At 71.5% G+C, this 20,931-nt stretch carries 18 protein-coding genes and 3 pseudogenes; 11 read left to right on the forward strand and 10 right to left on the reverse strand.

The features are described from left to right. Positions 1-17 precede the first annotated feature (17 nt). A complete protein-coding gene (locus OHS71_RS18615) occupies positions 18-1,679 on the forward strand; it encodes a threonine/serine ThrE exporter family protein (RefSeq protein WP_328480500.1) in 1,662 nt (553 codons plus the stop codon). A 45-nt stretch (positions 1,680-1,724) separates the two neighbouring features. Here OHS71_RS18615 and OHS71_RS18620 read toward each other — a convergent pair whose 3' ends face one another. Continuing rightward, a complete protein-coding gene (locus tag OHS71_RS18620) occupies positions 1,725-2,753 on the reverse strand; it encodes a DedA family protein (RefSeq protein WP_328480501.1) in 1,029 nt (342 codons plus the stop codon). A gap of 142 nt (positions 2,754-2,895) precedes the next feature. On the opposite strand from OHS71_RS18620, the gene OHS71_RS18625 reads away from it, so the two are divergent. Next, positions 2,896-3,261 carry a YbjQ family protein gene (locus tag OHS71_RS18625; protein WP_328480502.1) on the forward strand — a complete coding sequence of 122 codons (366 nt, stop codon included), beginning with the start codon at positions 2,896-2,898 and terminating at the stop codon, positions 3,259-3,261. A 64-nt stretch (positions 3,262-3,325) separates the two neighbouring features. On the opposite strand, the gene OHS71_RS18630 is transcribed toward OHS71_RS18625, so the two are convergent. Next, on the reverse strand, positions 3,326-4,087 hold the full coding sequence (locus OHS71_RS18630; protein WP_328480503.1) for a MerR family transcriptional regulator: 762 nt from the start codon (positions 4,085-4,087) through the stop codon (positions 3,326-3,328). Between the two features lie 126 nt (positions 4,088-4,213). On the opposite strand from OHS71_RS18630, the gene OHS71_RS18635 reads away from it, so the two are divergent. Together OHS71_RS18635 and OHS71_RS18640 are read left to right on the forward strand one after the other, a co-directional pair. Continuing rightward, on the forward strand, positions 4,214-5,497 hold the full coding sequence (locus OHS71_RS18635; protein WP_328480504.1) for an ion channel protein: 1,284 nt from the start codon (positions 4,214-4,216) through the stop codon (positions 5,495-5,497). A 31-nt stretch (positions 5,498-5,528) separates the two neighbouring features. Beyond that, positions 5,529-6,935, forward strand: a complete 1,407-nt coding sequence (locus OHS71_RS18640; RefSeq protein ID WP_328480505.1) for a glutamate decarboxylase — start codon at positions 5,529-5,531, stop codon at positions 6,933-6,935. A 62-nt stretch (positions 6,936-6,997) separates the two neighbouring features. Here OHS71_RS18640 and OHS71_RS18645 read toward each other — a convergent pair. From OHS71_RS18645 to OHS71_RS18660, 4 genes and pseudogenes are all read right to left on the reverse strand, one after another. Continuing rightward, positions 6,998-7,495, reverse strand: a pseudogene (locus OHS71_RS18645) (ABC transporter permease); the annotation flags it as partial. A gap of 3 nt (positions 7,496-7,498) precedes the next feature. Next, complete coding sequence (locus tag OHS71_RS18650; protein WP_328480506.1) at positions 7,499-8,140, reverse strand: PadR family transcriptional regulator; 642 nt, start codon at positions 8,138-8,140, stop codon at positions 7,499-7,501. A gap of 97 nt (positions 8,141-8,237) precedes the next feature. Beyond that, positions 8,238-9,698: an aldehyde dehydrogenase family protein gene (locus OHS71_RS18655; RefSeq protein WP_328480507.1), complete on the reverse strand. Its 1,461-nt coding sequence runs from the start codon at positions 9,696-9,698 to the stop codon at positions 8,238-8,240. A 165-nt stretch (positions 9,699-9,863) separates the two neighbouring features. Next, positions 9,864-10,688: a helix-turn-helix domain-containing protein gene (locus OHS71_RS18660; protein ID WP_328484558.1), complete on the reverse strand. Its 825-nt coding sequence runs from the start codon at positions 10,686-10,688 to the stop codon at positions 9,864-9,866. A gap of 353 nt (positions 10,689-11,041) precedes the next feature. On the opposite strand from OHS71_RS18660, the gene OHS71_RS18665 reads away from it, so the two are divergent. Continuing rightward, complete coding sequence (locus OHS71_RS18665) at positions 11,042-11,548, forward strand: ATP-binding protein (RefSeq protein ID WP_328480508.1); 507 nt, start codon at positions 11,042-11,044, stop codon at positions 11,546-11,548. 138 nt (positions 11,549-11,686) lie between these two features. Here the strand turns inward: OHS71_RS18665 and OHS71_RS18670 are convergent, their stop codons facing one another. Continuing rightward, positions 11,687-11,905, reverse strand: a complete 219-nt coding sequence (locus OHS71_RS18670; protein ID WP_328484559.1) for a DUF397 domain-containing protein — start codon at positions 11,903-11,905, stop codon at positions 11,687-11,689. Between the two features lie 998 nt (positions 11,906-12,903). On the opposite strand from OHS71_RS18670, the pseudogene rpmB reads away from it, so the two are divergent. From rpmB to OHS71_RS18690, 4 genes and pseudogenes are all read left to right on the forward strand, one after another. Further along, a pseudogene (gene rpmB, locus OHS71_RS18675) lies at positions 12,904-13,151 on the forward strand (50S ribosomal protein L28). Beyond that, positions 13,151-13,556: pseudogene (gene rpsN, locus OHS71_RS18680) on the forward strand (30S ribosomal protein S14). Before rpmB ends, rpsN begins: the two co-directional pseudogenes overlap by 1 nt. A 144-nt stretch (positions 13,557-13,700) precedes the next feature. Next, positions 13,701-14,219 (forward strand): hypothetical protein, encoded by a 519-nt coding sequence (locus OHS71_RS18685; RefSeq protein WP_328480509.1) that lies wholly within the window; start codon positions 13,701-13,703, stop codon positions 14,217-14,219. Positions 14,220-14,313: 94 nt separating this feature from the next. Next, on the forward strand, positions 14,314-14,877 hold the full coding sequence (locus OHS71_RS18690) for a DUF4232 domain-containing protein (RefSeq protein WP_328480510.1): 564 nt from the start codon (positions 14,314-14,316) through the stop codon (positions 14,875-14,877). A 122-nt stretch (positions 14,878-14,999) separates the two neighbouring features. Here OHS71_RS18690 and OHS71_RS18695 read toward each other — a convergent pair whose 3' ends face one another. Continuing rightward, positions 15,000-16,178, reverse strand: a complete 1,179-nt coding sequence (locus OHS71_RS18695; protein ID WP_328480511.1) for a DUF2786 domain-containing protein — start codon at positions 16,176-16,178, stop codon at positions 15,000-15,002. A gap of 150 nt (positions 16,179-16,328) precedes the next feature. On the opposite strand from OHS71_RS18695, the gene OHS71_RS18700 reads away from it, so the two are divergent. Further along, complete coding sequence (locus OHS71_RS18700) at positions 16,329-17,126, forward strand: Clp protease N-terminal domain-containing protein (RefSeq protein ID WP_328480512.1); 798 nt, start codon at positions 16,329-16,331, stop codon at positions 17,124-17,126. A gap of 106 nt (positions 17,127-17,232) precedes the next feature. Then, on the forward strand, positions 17,233-18,990 hold the full coding sequence (locus OHS71_RS18705; protein ID WP_328480513.1) for a bifunctional 3'-5' exonuclease/DNA polymerase: 1,758 nt from the start codon (positions 17,233-17,235) through the stop codon (positions 18,988-18,990). 132 nt (positions 18,991-19,122) lie between these two features. Here the strand turns inward: OHS71_RS18705 and OHS71_RS18710 are convergent, their stop codons facing one another. Together OHS71_RS18710 and OHS71_RS18715 are read right to left on the reverse strand one after the other, a co-directional pair. Beyond that, positions 19,123-20,016, reverse strand: a complete 894-nt coding sequence (locus OHS71_RS18710; protein WP_328484560.1) for a glycosyltransferase family 2 protein — start codon at positions 20,014-20,016, stop codon at positions 19,123-19,125. A gap of 167 nt (positions 20,017-20,183) precedes the next feature. Beyond that, the gene (locus tag OHS71_RS18715; protein WP_328480514.1) at positions 20,184-20,618 is read right to left on the reverse strand and encodes a DUF3052 domain-containing protein; all 435 of its coding nucleotides are present in this window, start codon (positions 20,616-20,618) and stop codon (positions 20,184-20,186) included. Positions 20,619-20,931: the final 313 nt, after the last annotated feature.

Genomic DNA, 20,931 nt, shown 5'->3' on the forward strand with positions numbered 1-20,931 from the left:
TCAGGGAGCGTTGCTGAGTGTCGGAGGCGGAGGACCGCAAGCCGCAGTCGGACGAGGCGAGGAGTGGCTTCGACCCCGAGATCACGTCCGAGTTCGCGATCCCGGCGGGGCTGGCCGTCCCCAGACACGGCGGTGAGCCGGAGACCACGTCGGAGTTCGCCGTCCCGGACGGGCTCGACGTGGGACCGCCGTCCACCGGCGAGGGCGAGGGGTCGGCGTTCAGCCTGCCGAGCACGTACAGCGCCCGGCAGGGCCCGGTCGCGTTCACGCCGGCCGAGGGCGTGCCGGTGGTGAGTCTCATCAAGGACCTCCCCTGGCAGGACCGGATGCGCACGATGCTGCGGATGCCGGTGGCCGAACGGCCCGCGCCGGAGCCGGGCCCGAAGGCGGAGGAGGACGGGCCGGCCGTTCCGCGCGTGCTCGACCTGACGCTGCGCATCGGCGAGTTGCTGCTCGCGGGCGGGGAGGGCGCCGAGGACGTGGAGGCCGCGATGTTCGCGGTGTGCCGCTCCTACGGGCTGGACCGCTGCGAACCGAACGTCACCTTCACGCTGCTGTCGATCTCGTACCAGCCGTCCCTCGTGGAGGACCCGGTGACGGCGTCCCGGACGGTACGCCGCCGGGGTACCGACTACACGCGTCTGGCGGCCGTCTTCCGGCTCGTGGACGACCTGAGCGACCCGGAGAGCCATCTCTCGCTGGAAGAGGCCTACCGTCGGCTCGCCGAGATGCGACGCAACCGGCATCCGTACCCGACCTGGGTGCTGACCTCGGCGAGCGGGCTGCTCGCGGGCGCGGCCTCGATCCTGGTGGGCGGTGACCTGGTCGTGTTCGTGGCGGCCGCGCTCGGTGCGATGCTCGGGGACCGGCTGGCGTGGCTCTGTGCGGGGCGCGGGCTGCCGGAGTTCTACCAGTTCCTGGTCGCCGCGATGCCGCCGGCCGCGATCGGCATCACGCTGACGCTGGCCGACGTCGACGTGAAGGCGTCCGCGGTCATCACCGGTGGACTGTTCGCCCTGTTGCCCGGCCGGGCCCTGGTGGCGGGCGTACAGGACGGTCTGACCGGGTTCTACATCACCGCGGCCGCGCGCCTGCTGGAGGTCATGTACTTCTTCGTGGGCATCGTGGCGGGGGTGCTGGTGATGCTCTACGTCGGTGTGCAGCTCGGCGCGCATCTCAATCCCGACGCGGCCCTGGGCATCACCAAGCGGCCGTTGTGGCAGATCGGCGCGTCGATGCTGCTGTCCCTGACGTTCGCCGTGCTGTTGCAGCAGGAACGGTCCACCGTGCTCGCCGTGACTCTCAACGGCGGTGTCGCCTGGTCGGTGTACGGCGCCATGCACTACGCCGGCGAGATCTCACCCGTCGCGTCCACGGCCGTCGCGGCGGGGGTGGTCGGGCTGTTCGGGCAGTTGCTGGCCCGGTACCGGTTCGCTTCCGCCCTGCCCTACACGACCGCCGCGATCGGGCCCCTGCTGCCGGGGTCGGCGACCTACTTCGGGCTGCTGGCCATCGCCCAGAACAAGGTGGACGCGGGACTGGTGTCGATCACCAAGGCCGCGGCGCTGGCGATGGCCATCGCCATCGGGGTGAACCTGGGGTCCGAGGTGTCCCGGCTGTTCCTGCGCATCGGTTCCCCGGAGAAGCGGCGGGCCGCCAAGCGGACACGGGGCTTCTGAGCGGCCTCTTCCGAGGGCCCCCGGGCTCGTTCCCGGCGGCCCCGGTCAGTAGCCCCTGTTGTCGTAGGGGTCGGGGTACTGGCCGTTCTGCTGAGCGCCGTAAGGCTGCTGCTGGGACTCCTGCTGGGACTGCTGAGGCTGTTGCTGCCAGTCCTGCGGGTACTGCTGCTGCGGGTACTGCTGCGGCTGCTGCTGGTACTGCTGCCCGTCGTAGTACCCCTCCTGGTGGTCCTGCTGCCCGCCGTGGTTCTGGTGGTGCGGCGGCCGGCCCTGGGCCTGCCCCTGGTGGTGGCCCTGGGCCTGCCCCTGGTCGCCGTACCGGTACTGCTGGTCGTACGGGTCGTGCTGGTCGATCCGGCGGAGCTGGGTCGTCGCGTCGTCCATGACCGGGGGCTGCTGGTGCGGCTGCTGCTGGTGCGGCTGCTGCTGCGCGGGGGCGGGCGACACGCTCTTCTGGGACTTCGAGCGGGCCCGCAGGAACTCGATGGCGATCGGGACCACGGAGATCAGGACGATCAGGATGAGGATCGCTTCGATGTTCTTCTTGACGAAGTCGATGTTGCCCAGCCAGGAGCCCAGCAGGGTGACGCCCGCACCCCACAGGACGCCGCCGATGACGTTGAAGACCAGGAACGAGCGGTAGCGCATGCCGCTGACGCCGGCGATGATCGGCGTGAAGGTGCGCACGATGGGCACGAAGCGGGCCAGGACCAGGGACTTCGGCCCGTACTTCTCGAAGAACTCGTGCGCCTTGGTGACGTTCTCCTGCTTGAAGAGGCGGGAGTCCGGTCGGTTGAACAGCGACGGCCCGACCTTGTTGCCGAACATGTAGCCCGCCTGGTCGCCCAGGATCGCCGCCAGGCAGATCAGCGCGACCGCGCCCCACAGCGGGAAGTCCAGCTGGTTCGACGTGATCAGCAGGCCGGCGGTGAACAGCAGCGAGTCACCGGGCAGGAAGAACCCGATCAGCAGGCCGGACTCCGCGAAGACGATGAGCAACAGGCCCCAGAGACCGAAGGTGTCGAGCAGGTAGTTGGGGTCCAGCCAGCTCGGCCCGAGGGCGATCGTCGTCACGGTTGCGGGCTCCTGATGGGTGGGGGAAAGGTACGGCGTCCATGGTGCAGCCGCACAAAGCTATCAACGCAATGTGTCCGCCCCAGGTTCCACGGACGTCTCCGGGATGCACTGTGCGCCCACTGGGGCGAAGCTGTGAGCCATGGGCATCGAAGACTACGGCGGCGGGCAGGGCCCCGAGCCGGACGTACTGGTCGTCACCACGAACGACGTACCCGGGTTCCGCGTGGAGCGGGTCATCGGCGAGGTCTTCGGGCTGACCGTGCGCTCACGCCACCTGGGCAGCCAGATCGGCGCGGGCCTCAAGTCGATGATCGGCGGTGAGCTCAAGGGGCTGACGAAGACCCTCGTCGAGACCCGCAACCAGGCCATGGAACGGCTCGTCGAGCAGGCACGCGTGCGTGGGGCCAACGGCGTGCTCATGTTCCGCTTCGACGTGACGGAGGCGGCCGACCTCGGCACCGAGGTGTGCGCCTACGGAACCGCGGTGGTCCTGGCCCGGGAGTAGCCCTGCGGACCTCTGACGGGTCCTGCCCCGGACCAGGGCCCCACGGAGCGCAGCTGTCGTCCTGTCACGCCGCGTGCCGGACCGCGTTCGCCTCGATCGCCCCTCTGAGGTGCTCGGCGAGGCCCGGGCCCATCGCGTCGTAGAAGGCCTTGAAGCGCTCGTCGGAGACGTACATCTCCCCCAGACAGCGGTGCGTCTCGTACGCGCAGTCGTAGAACCACCTGCTGATGTGCTGCCGGTGTTCCTCGGCCATGTCCATGGCCGCTTCGCCTTCCGGCGGCTCGCCTGCGGCCATGAGGCGCCCGTAGCGCGTCGCCCAGTCGGCGACCTCGTCCTGAACGCGCCTCCAGTCGTCCTTGGTGTAGCGGGCGGCGCGGCGCTGCGACTCCGCGTAGGCCTCGGTGCCGCCCCAGCGCCGTTCCGCCTCCTCGGCGTACTGCTCCGGGTCCTTGTCGCCGAAGACCTCGAACCGTTCCTCGGGCGTGAGGTTGATGCCCATCTCCCTTGCCTCCATGGCGTGTTCCACGGCCGCGGCCATCTTCTCCAGCTGCGCGATCCGGGCGGTCAGCAGTTCGTGCTGCCGGCGCAGGTGCGCGCGCGGGTCCGCCGCCGGATCGTCGAGCAGAGCCGCGACGTCCTCGAGCGGGAAGCCGAGCTCGCGGTAGAACAGGATCCGCTGGAGCCGGTCGAGGTCGGCGTCGTCGTAGCGCCGGTGACCCGCGTGGCTGCGCCCGCCGGGGACGAGCAGGCCGATGTCGTCGTAGTGGTGCAGCGTGCGCACCGTGACCCCGGCGAATCCGGCGACCTGTCCCACCGAGTAGCTCAAGTCGTCCGCTCCTTTCTCTGTACGCGCTCCACCGTGCGTCCTCACGTGACGTGAGGTGCAAGGCCGATGCGCCGCGTGCGTTCCCGTCCGGATGTCATGTCTGTTTTGCCCGCTTATCGTGAGCCCGTGGCCGAGGACACCGGACAACAAGCACCCACCGCTCCGGGAACCCCGGCACGCGCCCTGCTGCCGGCGATCCTGCCCGCCCTCCTCGTCGGCGTGCTGGCGAGCCTGCTGCTCCTGGCGGTGGAGGAGGCGGCCGGGCAGTTGGAGGACGTGCTGTGGCAGGACCTGCCGGACGCACTGGACGTGGGCCGTTACTCGGTGCTGTGGATGCTCGTCGTGCTCACCACGACCGGGGTGCTGGTGGGACTCGTGGTGTGGAAGGTACCGGGTCACGCCGGTCCCGATCCGGCGACGCTGGGGCTGGACGCGCGTGTGCTGCCGCTGGGCGTCCTGCCCGGGCTGCTGCTGGCGACCGCGCTGATGCTGGCGGGCGGGCCGAGCCTGGGCCCGGAGAACCCGATCATCGCCGTGAACGTGGGCCTCGCCGTCTGGCTGGGCCGCAAGGTCGCACCGCGGGCGCCGGGCGCCGTGTGGGTGGTCCTCGCGGAGGCGGCGACGATCGGCGCGCTCTTCGGCACACCGGTGGCGGCGGCGCTGCTGATCTCCGAGGCGCTGGCGCAACGGCACACCGAGGGTCCGCTGTGGGACAACGTCTTCGCGCCGCTGGTGGCCGCGTCGGCCGGTTCGATGACCATCACCCTGGTGGCACATCCGGCCTTCGACCTGGACCTGCCCGTGCTCGGGACCCCCGGGTGGGGGGATCTGCTGGCGGCGCTCGTGGTCGCGTCGGCGGGCGCGCTGCTCGCCCTGTGCGCCGTGCGCGCCTTCCCGTACGTCCACGGCGCGTTCGCGCGGCTGCGGCACCCGATGCTGGCCCTGCCGCTCGGCGGAGTCGTCCTGGGCCTGCTGGGGGCCCTGGGCGGCCATCTGACGCTGTTCAAGGGGCTGGACGAGGTCGCGGAGCTCGCGGCCGACCCGGACGGCTGGTCGGCCGGGCAGTTCGCCACGATGACGGTGGTGAAGCTGGCCGCGATGCTCGTCGCCGCGTCCTGCGGCTTCCGGGGCGGCCGGATCTTCCCGGCCGTGTTCGTGGGCTCCGCCCTCGGTCTCACCGCTCACGCGCTCGTGCCGGGCGTCCATCCGTCGGTGGGCGTGGCGGCCGGGGTGCTGGGCGTCCTTCTGGCGATCACCCGGCAGGGCTGGCTGAGTCTCTTCGTCGCCGCCGTCCTCGTCACCTCGGCCTCGGTCATCGCCCTGCTCTGCATCGCCTCGCTGCCGGCCTGGCTGCTGGTGACGGGGCGGCCGCAGATGCAGTTGCGCGCGGACGGAACTTCCGTCCGCTGACACCCGTTCGGACCTTTCAGGAGGCACACCCATGGCGCTGCACAGAGGTCCCGGGAAGTCCGACGAGCGTCCCCTGTCCGTGAACCCCTTCTTCGGAGAGGCCGATCCGGTCGGCGGCATGATCGAGGCGCCGCCCAAGCACCGGCTGCCGGACGGCCCCACTCCGCCGTCGACGGCGTACCAGCTGGTGCACGACGAGCTGATGCTGGACGGCAACTCGCGACTCAACCTGGCCACCTTCGTCACCACGTGGATGGAGCCGCAGGCCGGGGTCCTGATGGCGGAGTGCCGGGACAAGAACATGATCGACAAGGACGAGTACCCGCGCACCGCCGAGCTGGAGCGGCGCTGTGTGGCGATGCTCGCCGACCTGTGGAACGCGCCGGATCCGTCGGCCGCCGTGGGGTGTTCGACGACCGGGTCGAGCGAGGCGTGCATGCTCGCCGGGATGGCGATGAAGCGGCGGTGGGCGCGGCGCAACGCCGACCGCTACCCCGGCGCCCGGCCGAACCTGGTCATGGGCGTCAACGTCCAGGTCTGCTGGGAGAAGTTCTGCAACTTCTGGGAGGTGGAGGCCCGTCTGCTCCCCATGGAGGGGGACCGCTTCCACCTCGACCCCCGGGCCGCGGCCGAGCTGTGCGACGAGAACACCATCGGGGTCGTCGGCATCCTCGGCTCCACCTTCGACGGCTCCTACGAGCCGATCGCCGACCTGTGCGCGGCTCTCGACGCCCTCCAGGAGCGGACCGGCCTCGACATCCCGGTGCACGTCGACGGCGCGTCCGGCGCGATGGTCGCCCCCTTCCTCGACGAGGACCTGGTGTGGGACTTCCGCCTCGCGCGCGTGGCGTCGATCAACACCTCGGGGCACAAGTACGGGCTGGTGTACCCGGGTGTCGGCTGGGCTCTGTGGCGCGACACGGAGGCCCTGCCCGAGGAGCTCGTCTTCCGGGTGAACTACCTGGGCGGCGACATGCCGACCTTCGCCCTCAACTTCTCCCGGCCGGGGGCCCAGGTCGTCGCGCAGTACTACACGTTGCTGAGGCTGGGGCGCGCGGGCTACCGGGCGGTGCAGCAGACCACCCGGGACGTGGCCCGGAGCGTCGCCGCCCGGGTGGAGGCGTTCGGCGACTTCCGCCTCCTCACCCGGGGCGACGACCTGCCGGTGGTCGCCTTCACGACGGCGCCGGGCGTGGACTCGTACGACGTTTTCGACGTGTCCAGGCGGCTGCGCGAGAGCGGCTGGCTGGTGCCCGCGTACACCTTCCCGCCGAACCGGGAGGACCTGTCCGTCCTGCGCGTCGTGTGCAGGAACGGCTTCTCGGAGGACCTGGCGGACCTCTTCGTGGAGGACCTGGGCCGGCTCCTGCCCGAACTGCGCAGGCAGTCGGGTCCGCTGATCCGCGACAAGAGCGCGGCGACCGGCTTCCACCACTAGGGCCTGTCCGCAGAGTGCCCCCGGCTCGCGCGGGCCTTCGGCGGGGGCCGGCCGTGAAGGCGTCACCGGCTCATGCCGGCGAACTTCCGCACGGCCAGGGGGAAGAAGACCGCCAGCAGGGCCAGGGGCCAGGCGACGGCCGGCCACAGGTGGGCCGGGTCCGCGCCCCCGCCGAACAGGTCGCGCACCGCCGTCGCCGTGCGGGACATCGGGTTCCACTCGACGGCCGTCCCCAGCCAGCCGGGCATGGAGGCGGGGGCGGCCAGGGCGTTGGAGAGGAAGCCGACCGGCCAGACCAGGATCTGCACGGCCTGCACCATCTCCGGTTTCCCGGCCACCAGCGCCAGCTGGATGCCCACCCACAGCATCGCGAAGCGGAAGAGGAGCAGGAGCCCCACCGCCCCCAGGAAGGCCCCCGGACCGCCCTGGGGACGCCAGCCGAGCGCGAGGCCGACCACGATCAGCACGGCCAGGCCGACGGCCGACTGGAACATGTCCGCCGCCGAACGGCCCACCAGGACCGCGCCGTCGGCCATCGGCATGGCACGGAACCGGTCGATTGATTAGTGAGAGTCCCCCGGATGCCGTTCCCCTGTCGCGTAGGGGTTCTCCTCGCCTTCCGCCAGCACGCCGACGAACGGCTCACCCTCGCCCGCGAAGGTGTACGCGCCGCCCTCGATCCGCGCGATGAGACCCCGCGTCCACGCGGCCTCGGCGTCGGCGGTGTGGATCCAGAGGTTCATGATCTCCCCGATGTGGCCGAGCTGCTCCGGTCCCTCCTCGGGGACGTAGTGCCCGGTGACGGCGGAGCGCCACTCGTCGATGCCGCGGATGCGCTCCCGCAGAAGGGACACGGCCTCCGCGCGCGGGAGGTCCACCACGAACCCGATGGCGGCCGACTTCACGTCCGTCTGCTGGTCGTAGGAGGTCAGGGCCTCCCGCAGCAGTCTGAAGTACTCCTCGGCGCCGGCCTCGGTGATCTCGTACTCGGTGCGCGGCGGGCCACCCGCGGTGGACGGGGCCGTCTCGTGCTCACGCAGCAGCCCCTGCTTGGCCATCTGCTTCAGGGCGTGGTAGATCGAGCCCGGCTTGGCGTTGGACCACTCGTGGGCGCCCCAGTACTCCAGGTCGCCGCGCACCTGGTAGCCGTGGGCCCGCCCGTGCTGGCGCACGGCGCCCAGCACGAGAAGACGGATCGCTGACATGCGCCCAGGTTATGGCGTGGCGGACACGCGTCCGCCAGGCGCCCGGGCGCATGTCCGCCGTGCTGCCGGGGTGGCACCCCGCGGGGCGTCGGGCGGCTCAGAAGGGGAAGCGGCTGCGGCCGTGCTGGACCGAGATCCACTTCGTGGTGGTGAAGGCCTCCAGGGTCGTTTCGCCGTTGAGACGGCCCACTCCGGAGTTCTTCTCACCGCCGAAGGGGATGATCGGCTCGTCGTGGACGGTGGCGTCGTTGACGTGAAACATGCCGGTGACGATCTGCTTGGCGAAGGCGACACCCCGCTCGATGTCGGCCGTGTGGACCGCGCCGCTCAGGCCGTACGGCGTGTCGTTGACCAGACGCACGGCCTCCTCCTCGCCGTCGAAGGTGTTGAGGAAGACGACCGGTCCGAAGACCTCCTGCCGGAGCAGGGCGGAGTCGGCGCGCAGGTCGGCCAGGACGGACGGCTCTACGAGGTTGTCGGTGGTCGTGCCGCGCAGGAGGGCGTTCGCCCCCTCGGCGACGGCCTGCTCGACGATGCTCGAAACGGCCTCGGCCTGAGAGGAGTTGATCAGCGGGCCGATGGCGGTCTGCGGGTCGCGCGGGTCGCCGGCCTTGAGGGTCCGCACCTTCGCGACGAACTTCTCGGTGAACTCGTCCGCGAGCGAACGGTCGACCAGGATCCGGTTGGCGGCCATGCAGACCTGACCCTGGTGGACGAAGCGGCTGAAGACGGCCGCGTCGACCGCGTAGTCGACGTCGGCGTCGTCGAGGACGACGAACGCGCTGTTGCCGCCCAGTTCGATGATGGACCGCTTGAAGTGCGAGGCGGCGACGGTGGCCACATGGCGGCCGACCTTGTCGGAGCCGGTGAAGGAGATGACCCGCGGGACGGGGTGCTCCAGGAAGGCGTCACCGATCTCGGCGATGTCGGTCACGACGACGTTCAGCAGGCCCGGGGGCAGACCGGCGTCCTCGAAGAGCTTGGCGATCACGGTGCCGCCGGCGATCGGGGTGTTCTGGTGCGGCTTGAGCACCACCCCGTTGCCGAGGGCCAGGGCGGGGGCAACGGACTTCAGCGACAGCAGGAAGGGCACGTTGAAGGGGCTGATCACGCCCACGACGCCGACCGGCTCCCGGTAGACGCGGTTCTCCTTGCCGTCGACCGGCGAGGGCAGGATGCGGCCCTCGGGGCGCAGCGCCAGGTGGATCGACTCGCGCAGGAACTCCTTGGCGAGGTGCAGCTCGAATGCGGCCTTGCCGAAGGTGCCGCCGGCCTCGGCGACGAGGATCTCGCTGATCTCCGCCTCGCGCTCCTCGACCAGCCGCAGCACGTTCTCGAAGACCGAACGGCGGGCGTAGGCATTGGTCGCGGCCCACTGCTTCTGGGCGCGGGCTGCGGCGCGGTAGGCGTCGTCGACCTCTTCGACGGTGGCTATGGTGATCGAGGCCAGCTTCTCGCCGTCGTACGGGTTGAAGTCGATGATGTCCCAGGAACCCGTCCCAGGACGCCACTTACCGTCGATGTACTGCTGGGCCAGGTCCGTGAAGTAGGACGACATGCGATCCCTCAATCCCCTGCTGCGATCGGCTGTGATCGATCGGCATCACGATCTGATCACACGTCATCGTACGGGTGTTTCAGGGGAGTTGGGGTGGGATCCCGGGCGGTCGTAGGGGAATCCCTACCGACCCGGGAGCCGGTCGCCGGCCGCCGCGCGGCGGGGCTAGGAGAGCTGGATCAGTCCGCGCAGGAGGTCCCGGCTCTCGTCCGGTCCGGGGCTGTCCTGCTGGAGCTCCTTCAGCGCCTGCTCGTACTGGGTGACGTCCTCACGCTTGTCGAGGTAGAGGGCGCTGGTGAGCTGTTCCAGGTAGACGACGTCCTGGAGATCGGACTCCGGGAAGCTCAGGATGGTGAAGGCGCCGGACTCACCGGAGTGCCCGCCGAAGCTGAACGGCATCACCTGGAGCCGCACGTTGGGGCGCTCGGAGATCTCGATCAGATGCTGGAGCTGCCCGCGCATCACCTCGCGGTCGCCGTACGGCCGGCGCAGCGCCGCCTCGTCGAGGACGATGTGGAAGTCGGGGGCGTTCTCCGCGACGAGGTACTTCTGCCGCTCCAGACGCAGCGCGACCCGCCGGTCGATGTCGGCCGCGCTCGCACCCCTCATGCCCCGGCTGACGACCGCGTGGGCGTACGCCTCGGTCTGGAGCAAGCCGTGCACGAACTGGACCTCGTACGCCCGGATCAGCGCGGCCGCGCCTTCCAGGCCGACGTAGGTGGGGAACCAGTTGGGCAGGACGTCCGAGTAGCTGTGCCACCAGCCCGCCACGTTGGCCTCGCGGGCGAGGCCGACGAGCGACTGGCGCTCCGTGTCGTCCGTGATGCCGTACAGGGTCAGCAGGTCCTCCACGTCCCGGGTCTTGAAGCTCACCCGGCCCAGCTCCATCCGGCTGATCTTCGACTCCGACGCCCTGATCGAGTACCCGGCCGCCTCGCGGGTGATGCCGCGTGCCTCACGCAGTCGCCGTAGTTGCGAGCCGAGCAGCATCCGCCGCACCACCGATCCGGGCTCTCCCGCGCTCACGTTCGCCAGCCTCCCCAGCCGTCTTAGGGGCCGCAGTCTGCCACTAAAACACTTCGAGCAGTACTCGTCCGATTACAGAGATGGAAAGAAGTCAAAGGATACGTACAGCGCGACGCGCGGGGACAGTGAGGGGAATGCAAGAGAAGTGCCATTGATGGGCGGGAAGTTGGCGGAAAAAATGGCCAAGAAGCGGTACGGGCGGGTCCATTTCGGTCACGTGCACGTGCATCTGCCCTTGCATCCGCAGTGCGCATCGGAAACCATGGTCTCGCGCCACCGCTGCATCGCAACGACCGCGAATCCCGGGAGTGCCTCGCATGGGGACGAATGGATCGACCATGCTCGAGCCGTTACGGCAGGGCCTTCCGCCGCTTGATCCCGCGGCCGTGTCCAACGCCGCCTCCTGCGCTCTGCCGGCCCGCTTCGAAGCAGTGCGGGAAGCGCGGCAGTTCACCAAGAGGACCCTCGGGCAGTGGGACGTAGGCGACCGTTTCGACGACGTCTGTCTGGTCGTGTCGGAACTGGTGACGAACGCGCTCAGACACGGACTCTCCTCCGACGACGTCCCGCACGTTCCCGACCAGCAGCATCCGCCTGTGCGACTGCATCTGATGCGCTGGACCGAGCGGCTCGTGTGCGCGGTGCGCGACCCCAGTCGCGAGAGTCCGCTGCCGCGCGAGAGCGACGACTTCTCGGCGGAGTCGGGCCGCGGCCTGTTCCTCGTCGACTCCTTCGCCGACAGCTGGGGCTGGCATCCGCTCTCCGGCAGCCTGGGCGGCAAGGTCGTCTGGGCCCTTTTCCGGCTGCGCACGCCTGGCGAATGACGAACCGCGGCGCGCTCTGACGCCGCGGTTCTACGCGCGTCGCGCACTGTTTTCCCCCGCGCCGGTTCCGATATCCGCGGCGGTGCGGGCACGCCGGGACGAGCTGGGCCGGAGCGGGTGTCCTCAGGGACGCCGGCGTCAGCTCGCGATCAGGTGGTCGAACTCGCCGTCCTTGATGCCGAGCAGCATCGCCTCGATCTCCGCACGGGTGTAGACGAGGGCCGGACCGTCCGGGAAGCGCGAGTTGCGCACCGCCACGTCACCGCCCGGCAGCCGCGCGAACTCCACGCAGGAACCTTGCGAGTTGCTGTGCCGGCTCTTCTGCCAGGCAACCCCGTTCAGCTGTGTGGCCGTCATGCCGTTGTGCACGTCGTGCCCCCCGTCAACGTGGTGGTCCACAGGTCGCTCCCTGGTGGTGCACTGGCTCGTGTGGCCATTGGTGCCGTGGTCAACTGTCCCGGATCATAGCCCCCGTTCACGTGCAGACGCATGAGCAGATGCACGTGCACGCGGGGTGCCTGCCTGGTTACAGCTTTGACGCCCGCTTTACCCGCAGCCTTGCCTCATGCCTCCGGCCGGCCGGCCGTCGTCAGGTGCTCGGGAAAAGTGGTCCGGATCGAACGACTCGTGCTGTAGGAACAGACGCGCGGCACGGCCTTCGTGTTCCGTCGACTTCCCTGTCGGATCGGCCACGCGCAGGTCGCGTACGAGGGCGGGGCCGTCTCGAAAGGGGTGGTTCCGGCGGATTCCCGTCGTCCGCTCGGTCGGCAGGAGTGCTTCCGCATGCGGCGCCACGCGGTGCGCGCCGGTGGTGAGGGGAAGCGTGCGGCCGGGTGACGGGCTCTCTCCCTGTGTCCCGCCCGCAGTCGGAAACCACCGACACCGTCCGTCCGACCACGGGGCGAGCCGGGCCCGGACGTCGGCACGGACCCGCCTCCTGCGCGGCGACGGCGACCGGCCGCGACAAGCCGCCGCCCCCGCGCAGGACGGTGAGGCCGGTCATGGGGGCGGGCGGGGGCGGCTCGGCGTACGACGGACGGGTCGGCTCGTTGTCGGGTCCGTGGCGGGTTCCGATGGCCAGAGGTAGTAGACGGCGAAGGTGAATCTGCTCGTGCAGTTGAAGGAGATTGCCTACGGAGCTTGCGGGGGTGGTGGTACGGCGGGCGTGGCTCCTGGGCGGGGCACGAGTGGACGGGGAGGGCGTGTACAGGACAGATGCGGCCGACCAGGCAGGCATCTGCGCGCCCGGGCCGGCGGACCCCGTCCTGATGGCCCCCAGCGGGTGGGAGGAGGGCCCTTCCCCGGGCGTTCTCGATCGCTCGGGACGACATCACCCGAGGAGAGGTACGCCACTCATGGCCGCGCACTGCGTGCTGACCGCCGTGACCGGCACCCAGCCCGGCTTCGGCAACCGCATCTCCCCCTCGCACCGGCGCACCTCGCGCCGCTTCGACCCCACCATCCAGTCCAGGCGCTACTGGCTGCCGACCGAGATCCGGCACGTACGGCTACGGCTGAGCACGAAGGGGAGGTGGACCGTCGACACGCTCGGCGTCGAAGCCGCCTGGCGCACATCCGTGCGCGGGGGGGGGTGCGGATCTGATGGCGAAGAAGATCAAGGTCGCCAAGAACGGCAGACGGCAGACGGCAGACGGCAGACGGCAGACGGCAGACGGCAGACGGCGGGAGATCGTCGCGCGACACACGGCACGCGACACGCGGCGCGCCGGTCCGAACTGAAGGAGATCGTCCGGCGGCCGACGTCGACGGAGAGCGAACGGGAGTCCGCGCGGCGGGCGGTGTACTCCCAGCCGCGGGACGCGAGCGCCACGCGCGCGTGCGCAACCGGGACCAGGTGGACGGGCGCCCGCGCGGGTGCTTCCGCACGTTCGGGCTGTCCCGCGTGAGTCTGCGCGAACGGGCCCACGCGGGCCGTCTCCCCGGGGTGCGGAGATCTTCACCGGTAGACCGACAGGCCTTTCCCGGCGGGCACAGGCCGTCCCCATAGAGCGCGGGCCTTGCCCGGTGGTCACAGGCCGTCCCCAGGGTTCTGCCGGGGCTTGCTGGTAGCTTGCTGCGGTCCTTACGGTGCTCACGGCCCTCACGTTCCGTCCAGTCGAGCGGCCGGCCGGCTACAGCTTGGGAGCTTGCAGTGACTTCGGCGAACTTCTCGCGGGGCGCGTTCCGTCGGCCGGTGCGGGCCACGGCCACCGCCGTGGCCGCCGCGTTGGCGGGTGTGCTCATGCTGACCGCGTGCAGCGACGACGGCGGGTCCGACGACGGCTCCTCCGCGACACCGACGGCGACCGCGGACACCGCGGGTGCGAGCGGCGCGACGGACTCCGCCTCCACCGCCTCCGGTGAGCTGGAGGGCAGTTGGCTCGCCACGACGGACGGCAAGGCCGTCGCCCTGATCATCACCGGGAAGCAGGCCGCCCTCTTCGTGACCGGCGGGGCCGTGTGCAGCGGGACCGCCGGTGAGGAGGCGGGCATGCAGATGATCCACCTCAAGTGCACCAGCGGGAAGGGAGACCGGACGACCGGCATGGTCGGCTCCGTCGACAAGAAGTCCCTCGAGGTCACCTGGTCCGGCGCGGTGGGCAAGGAGGCGTTCACCAAGGCGCAGGGCGGCCAGTGGCCGTCGGGGCTGCCGACTCCGGGCCTCGGGTAGCGAAGCGGTCACGAGAGCGGGGGGCGCGCGACGGTTGCCCGCACGCGTGCGTGATGATCCTTCGAGCACCGTCACAAGACCCGAGGGACCACTCATGCGCGCCGTTCCCATCACCGTCACCGCTCTCGCCGCGGCCCTGCTCCTCACCGCCTGCGGCGGCGGGGACGACAGCGGCTCCGGCGGCGACGAGAGCAAGGGCGCCGCATCCGCCGGCGCCACCGGCTCGACCGGCTCCACCGGCACCACCTGCGCCGCCGGCGACCTCGGCCAGGAGGTCGGCCCCGTCGACGCCGCGCCCGCCGCCGGTGACAGCGGCAACGTCACCGTCACGCTCACCAACAAGGGCGCCGACTGCACCCTGGACGGCTTCCCCACCGTCGAGCTGACCGCCGACGGGGCCACCGCGACCGTGGCGAAGGACGAGGCCGCCAAGGCACAGGCGCTCGCCCTTCCGGCGCAGGGAACCGTCTCCTTCACGATCACCTATGTGCGTGGCGAACAGGGCGGCGACAAGAGCCTCGCCGTCAAGACGGTGAAGTACGGTCTGCCGGGCGCCTCGGCCGACCAGAGTTTCCCCTGGTCGTACGGCGACGTCAGCCTCAAGAGCGACAAGGTGGCGGACGCGACGGTGAGCGGTTTCCAGCAGGCGGGCGACTGATCGTCCGAGGACCGGCCCCTCCGGGATCCACAGCGCACTTCCGGCCGGATCTGTCGGATCCGGTCGACGTCAGGACCGACGAGCGCCGGTCCGTGGCGGAGGCGCCGCGGCGGCCGCAGGGCTCACGGCAGCCGGGGCCGGGGCCGCATCCGGGCCCGGTCCGCGGCTTCGGCGCCCTCGGTCCAGCCCGCCTCGTCGGTGACCCCGCGCAGACGGGTCGAGACCGTCTGCGGGAACATCGCGTCCGTCGCCGCGGTGACCGCGACCTCGCGGGAGGCGAGGACCGGCAGCAGGTCGTCGGCCACCTGGGTCCCGGCGGCGGCCGTCACCTCGCCGAGCCGGGTACCGATGCGGTGCGCGTAGGCGGCGAGGAAGGACTGCCGGAAGGTCTTGGTCCGTCTGCGGCCGCCGGCCCGCTGGGCCGCCTCCGCCTTCGCCATCGCGGACTGCGCCTGCACCAGCAGTGAGGTGTAGAGCAGTTCCACCGCCTCGAGGTCTGCCTCGAAGCCGACGACGGTGGAGAAGGCGAAGGGCTCGTTCCACACCGCCCGGCAGTGGTTGGCTCCGGCGACCGCGTCCAGCAGCACCGCCTTGGCCTGCTCGTACGGCGCCTCGACGCCGATCCGGCAGGCGCCCGGCGCGTCCGGGGACGGGGCCTGGGCGTCCAGCAGGGCCTCGTCCACACTGTGCCGGGCCATCAGCTCCTGCGCCTTCGCCGTGAGCGCCTCCGCCTCCTGCGGGAACCCGGTCGCCTCGGCCTTGGCGAGCAGGGCGCGGATGCGGGTGAGCATGCGGGAGTGCGAGCCTGGGCGGGACTGCCGGTGCGGCTCCTGCTCCTGGAGGGGTTCGAGGGCGGGCAGCCGCAGCAGCAGGCGGTAGAGCTCCAGGACCGTGGTGGCCTGCGAGAAGCGGTCGGTGGCGGACTGAGCGGGCATGTCGGCGGTCAGGTCCGCGAGCTGGGCCGCCCAGCGCCGGCCGCGCTGCCGGTCGTCGCCCGCCTGCGCGTGGATCAGCGCCGTCACCAGGGTGACGTGGACGTCGTCCAGCTCGCGCCTCACGAGCCGCACGAGGTCGGCGGGCTGCCAGCCGCGCCGCCAGGCGGCCGCCACGAACTCCGTGCCGCGCCGGGCCAGTTCGGCGTCCGTCGAGGGGTCGGCGGCGAGGAGCGACGCGCCGGTGTCGAGGGCGGTGTCGGCGGTGTCGTAGAGGGCGGTCCGGAAGGCGCGTTCAACGGCGCCGGAGGGGTCGCCGGCCGGGCTGCCGTCGTCGTCGCCGGGGGTGCTGCGGTCGGTGCTGCTCACCGGTCGATCGTGTCACGGGGCGCGGCGGCGGAACCGGGCGGTGCCCGGGAGCCGCCGAGAGCCCATGGGAACGCCCGCGGCGGCCGGACGCACCCACGCAAGTGACAACCCTGGGTTGACACCCTCCTACTGTCAACCTACGGTTGACACATGACGACCTCACGATCCGGGGCCACCGCGCCCGTCCGCCTCGACGACCTCATCGACGCCATCAAGAAGGTCCACGACGAGCCGCTCGACCAGCTTCAGGACGCCGTCATCGCCGCAGACCACCTGGGCGACGTGGCGGACCACCTCATCGGTCACTTCGTCGACCAGGCCCGCCGCTCGGGGGCCTCCTGGACCGACATCGGCCGGAGCATGGGCGTCACCCGGCAGGCCGCCCAGAAGCGGTTCGTGCCGAAGGAATCGGCCGACCTCGACGCGAGCCAGGGGTTCAGCCGCTACACCCCCCGCGCGCGGAGCGTGGTGATGGCCGCCCACAGCGCGTCCAGGACCGCAGGCAACGCCGAAGGGCTGCCCGCCCACCTCGTCCTCGGCCTGCTCACCGAGCCGGAGGCCCTCGCGGCGAAGGCGATCGCCGAGCAGGGCGTCTCCCTGGAGGCGGTCCGCGAGGCCGCTGCCGCGGCGCTCCCGCCGGCCGTCGAGGACGCGCCCGAGCTGGTCCCCTACGGTCCGGAGGCCAAGAAGGTCCTGGAACTCACCTTCCGCGAGGCGCTCCGCCTCGGCCACAACTACATCGGCACCGAACACATCCTGCTGGCACTGCTGGAGTTCGAGAACGGCGAGGGCGTCCTCAGCGGCCTCGGCATCGACAAGACCGGCACCGAGCGGTACGTGGCCAAGGCCCTGGCCGCGATCTCGACGCAGCTGAAGCAGGAACAGCAAGAGGAACAGGGCCAGGGCCAGGAACAGGAACAGGGCCAGGAGGGGCAGCCGGAGGGCTAGCGGCCGCGGGAGCGGGGAGGCGGGGAGCGGCCGCGAGCGATGCCGCGCGAGGCGGGGAGCGGCCGCGTGCATCCGCACTGTCAGACCCTGCTGCCACACTCGCAGCATGGCCGACCGGTGGGCACTCGCTCCGGCCGAGGACGGTGGCGTGGAACTCGCCCCCCTCGGTCCCGGCGGGCTGCGCGCGGGTCCGGTGCTGCGGGAGGCGGACCCGGCGCTGGCGGTGCGTGAGCGGCCCGACGTCACCCGATGGGTCTGGCGTTCCACGGCCGAGGTGTATCCGCGGCTGCTCGCCACGGGGGTGCGAGTGCAACGGTGCTATGACGTCGAGGACGCCGAGACCCTCCTCCTGGGCCATGAGGGGCGCTCCGGCGAGCCCCGCTCGGCGGCCGCCGCGCTGGCCAGGCTGCGCGGTGGCCCCGTACCGCCGGACCCCCCGCAGCGCTCCGCCGCGCCCGGCGCGCAGTCCTCGCTGTTCGAGGCGCAGGACACCGCCGTCCGGCTGCCGCTCGACGAGCTCCTCGCCGTCTACGCCGAGCAGCAGCGGCGGCACGAGCGGGCCGAACACCCGGAGCGGATGCGGCTGCTGACGGCGGCCGAGTCGGCCGGGATGCTGGTGGCCGCAGAGATGAACCGGGCGGGGCTGCCGTGGAGCGCGGACGTGCACCGCGCGGTCCTGCACGACCTGCTCGGCGAGCGGTACGCGGGAGGGGGCGAGCCCCGGCGGCTCGCGGAGCTGGCCGACGAGGTGTCGACCGCGTTCGGGCGCCGGGTCCGCCCCGACCTGCCCGCCGACGTGGTCAAGGCCTTCGCGCAGGCCGGCATCCGGATCAGGTCCACCCGGCGCTGGGAGATCGAGTCCCTCGACCATCCGGCCGTGAAGCCGCTGATCGAGTACAAGAAGCTATACCGCATCTGGGTGGCCCACGGCTGGTCCTGGTTGCAGGACTGGGTGCGGGACGGCCGGTTCCGGCCGGAGTTCCTCGCGCACGGCACGGTCACCGGGCGCTGGGTGACCAACGGCGGGGGCGCCCTCCAGATCCCCAAGGTCATCCGGCGGGCGGTGGTCGCCGACCCGGGCTGGCGGCTCGTCGTCGCCGACGCCGACCAGATGGAGCCGCGCGTGCTGGCGGCGATCTCCCGCGACCCCGGTCTGATGGAGGTCGCGGGCCGGGAGACGGACCTCTACCAGTCGGTCTCCGACCGCGCCTTCTCCGGTGACCGCGCCCAGGCGAAGCTCGCCGTCCTCGGCGCGGTCTACGGCCAGACCTCCGGTGACGGGCTGAAGAACCTCGCCGCGCTGCGCCGCCGCTTCCCGCGCGCGGTGGCGTACGTCGACGAGGCGGCCCGGGCCGGCGAGGAGGGCCGGCTCGTGCGGACCTGGCTCGGCCGCACCTGCCCACCGGCGGCCGGCACGGGCGACGAGGGGACGGAGGAGGCCGGCATCCCCGTCGACCCGGGCGGGCCCGGCGGCCAGGGCGGTCCCCATGATCTTGGTGGCTCAGGTGGCTCAGGCGGAGACGACGAGAACGCGGACGGCCGGCACTGGGTACCGGGTCACGCCTCGAGCAACGCACGCGCGCGTGGCCGCTTCGCCCGCAACTTCGTCGTGCAGGGCAGCGCCGCCGACTGGGCGCTGCTGCTGCTCGCCGCGCTACGGCGCGCATGTGCCGGGATGGCGGCCGAGCTGGTCTTCTTCCAGCACGACGAGGTGATCGTGCACTGTCCCGAGGAGGAGGCCGAGACGGTCGTCGCCGCGATCCGGGAGGCGTCCGAGCTGGCCGGGCGGCTGACGTTCGGGGAGACGCCGGTGCGGTTCCCGTTCACGACGGCGGTGGTGGAGTGCTACGCCGACGCCAAATAGGCGGGGCGCGGCGAAACGGGAGGGAGCGACGGGGGCGGGGCGGAGCGGCCGAGGGTGGGGGGAACGAAGAGGGATGGGCGAGTGGGCGGAGGGGTGAACGCTGTCGCGGCGTGTCGCGCGAGGGTGGGCCGATCAGATGACCGGCGGCCGGCCCAGCCGGGTCAGCCGCCACACCGTCCGCCACTTCATGGGCCGCCGCTGTCCGGCCGGCTTGCGCACGCCCTCGGCGAACCCGGCGAACCAGGCTTTGAGACCGCCGAGCGAGCGGGTGCGCAGCAGGGTGACGGCGATCCAGACGCCCAGGTGGACGGGGACGAGGGGCAGCGGAAGATTGCGCCGGACCAGCCAGACCCGGTTCCGGGCCGTGACGCGGTGGTAAATCGCGTGCCGGGCGGGCGAGGTCTTGGGGTGCTGGAGCAGCAGCTCGGGCGCGTAGAGGATCTTCCAGCCGGCGTCGGTCGCCCGCCAGGCCAGGTCGGTCTCCTCGTGCGCGAAGAAGAACTCGGCGGGCCAGTCGCCGGTCTCGGCGAGCATGGCCATGCTCAGGGCGTGGCCGCCGCCGAGGAACCCGGTCACGTATCCGCCCTGCATCGGGTCCGAGGCGCCGACCCTCGGCACATGGCGACGCTGCGTCTCGCCGTGCTCGTCGGCGATGCGGAAGCCGACGATGCCGAGGCGCGGGTCGGCGGCGTACAGGTCACGGACTCGGCGCAGCACATCGGCGTCGACGAGCAGGCCGTCGTCGTCGAGTTCGACCACGACGTCCACGTCGCCGTGGTCACGGAGGCGGGCGAGGGCGACATTACGGCCGCCGGGGCAGCCGAGGTTCTCGTCCACGTCGATCGTGGTGACCTCGCCGGGCAGGGAGAGCCGGCGGGCGAATTCGGGGAGCTCGCAGCCGTTTCCGACGATCACGATGCGGGCGGGCGCCAGGTCCTGCTTGGCCACCGACTCCAGCAGCGCGTCGACCTCGGCGGGCCGGTTCCCCATGGTCACCACGGCAACGGCGATCCTCGGCTCCACCACAGCCCCCACGTCCACCACGTCCCTCACTTCGTCCGGCCCTCGACGCGACCGCGTCCGTCCACGAACGGGCCCGTCGTTCACCTAGATGTTGCCTCAGGTGCGGACGTTGCTCCGACACCGCCTCATTCTGCTTCGATTTCCCACCGGTTCGGCCCGGGCCGCGACCGTCAGCGACCGTCCGCCGTGCGCCGGTTCTCCCTGCGGCGGACGAACTTGAGCCCTGACCAGTCCTCCCCCAGCATCGCCACCTTCACGTCCACGACGCCGAGCGGGAGGAAGAGGTCGCGCAGCGCGTTCTCGGTGAGGTCGCTGACATGTCCTGCGGCCTTGCGGGGCCAGGCGATCCACAGCATGGCGTCGTCGGCGAGTTCGCGGACCAGGGACGCGGTCTCGGCGGCGAGGTCGGCACGGCTGCGGTAGAAGGCCACCGTGATGTCGGCGTCTCGGGGGCCGCCGGGGGCGAGGTGGACGCCGTCCGGGAGTCCGGGAACGTCCCAGCCGGGCGCGGCGTGCCGCAGTCGAACGCGATGGCCGGGCTTGACGCCGAGCTTCCTGGCGAGGGGGGTGCCGGAGTAGCCGCCGCCGGCCGGGGTGTCGCTCACCGTCCCACCGTAGCCGCGGACCGTAGGCGTCAGGCTGTTCGGCTGCTCCGTGGCGAGCGCAGAGGTGACCGGCGGTACCGGCGCGCGAGGCGCCGTCCCGCCCGGTGCTCAGGACTTTTTGCTGACGCCATGACAATTCAGTGTCTGCTTTTGGCTTTTACTGTGTACGTTCTGTGCCGGGGGAGCGAACATCACCGTCGCATGCCTGCCGCCGACGCCCTGACCGCCGTCCGGCCGCGGGCCGCTTCGGGCGCGGATGGTCGCAGATCTCGTATCTGCTCTGTCCGGCGTGCGAAGGAGTTGTTCCGTGGCG

Source organism: Streptomyces sp. NBC_00377, from assembly GCF_036075115.1.
Classification (GTDB): domain Bacteria; phylum Actinomycetota; class Actinomycetes; order Streptomycetales; family Streptomycetaceae; genus Streptomyces.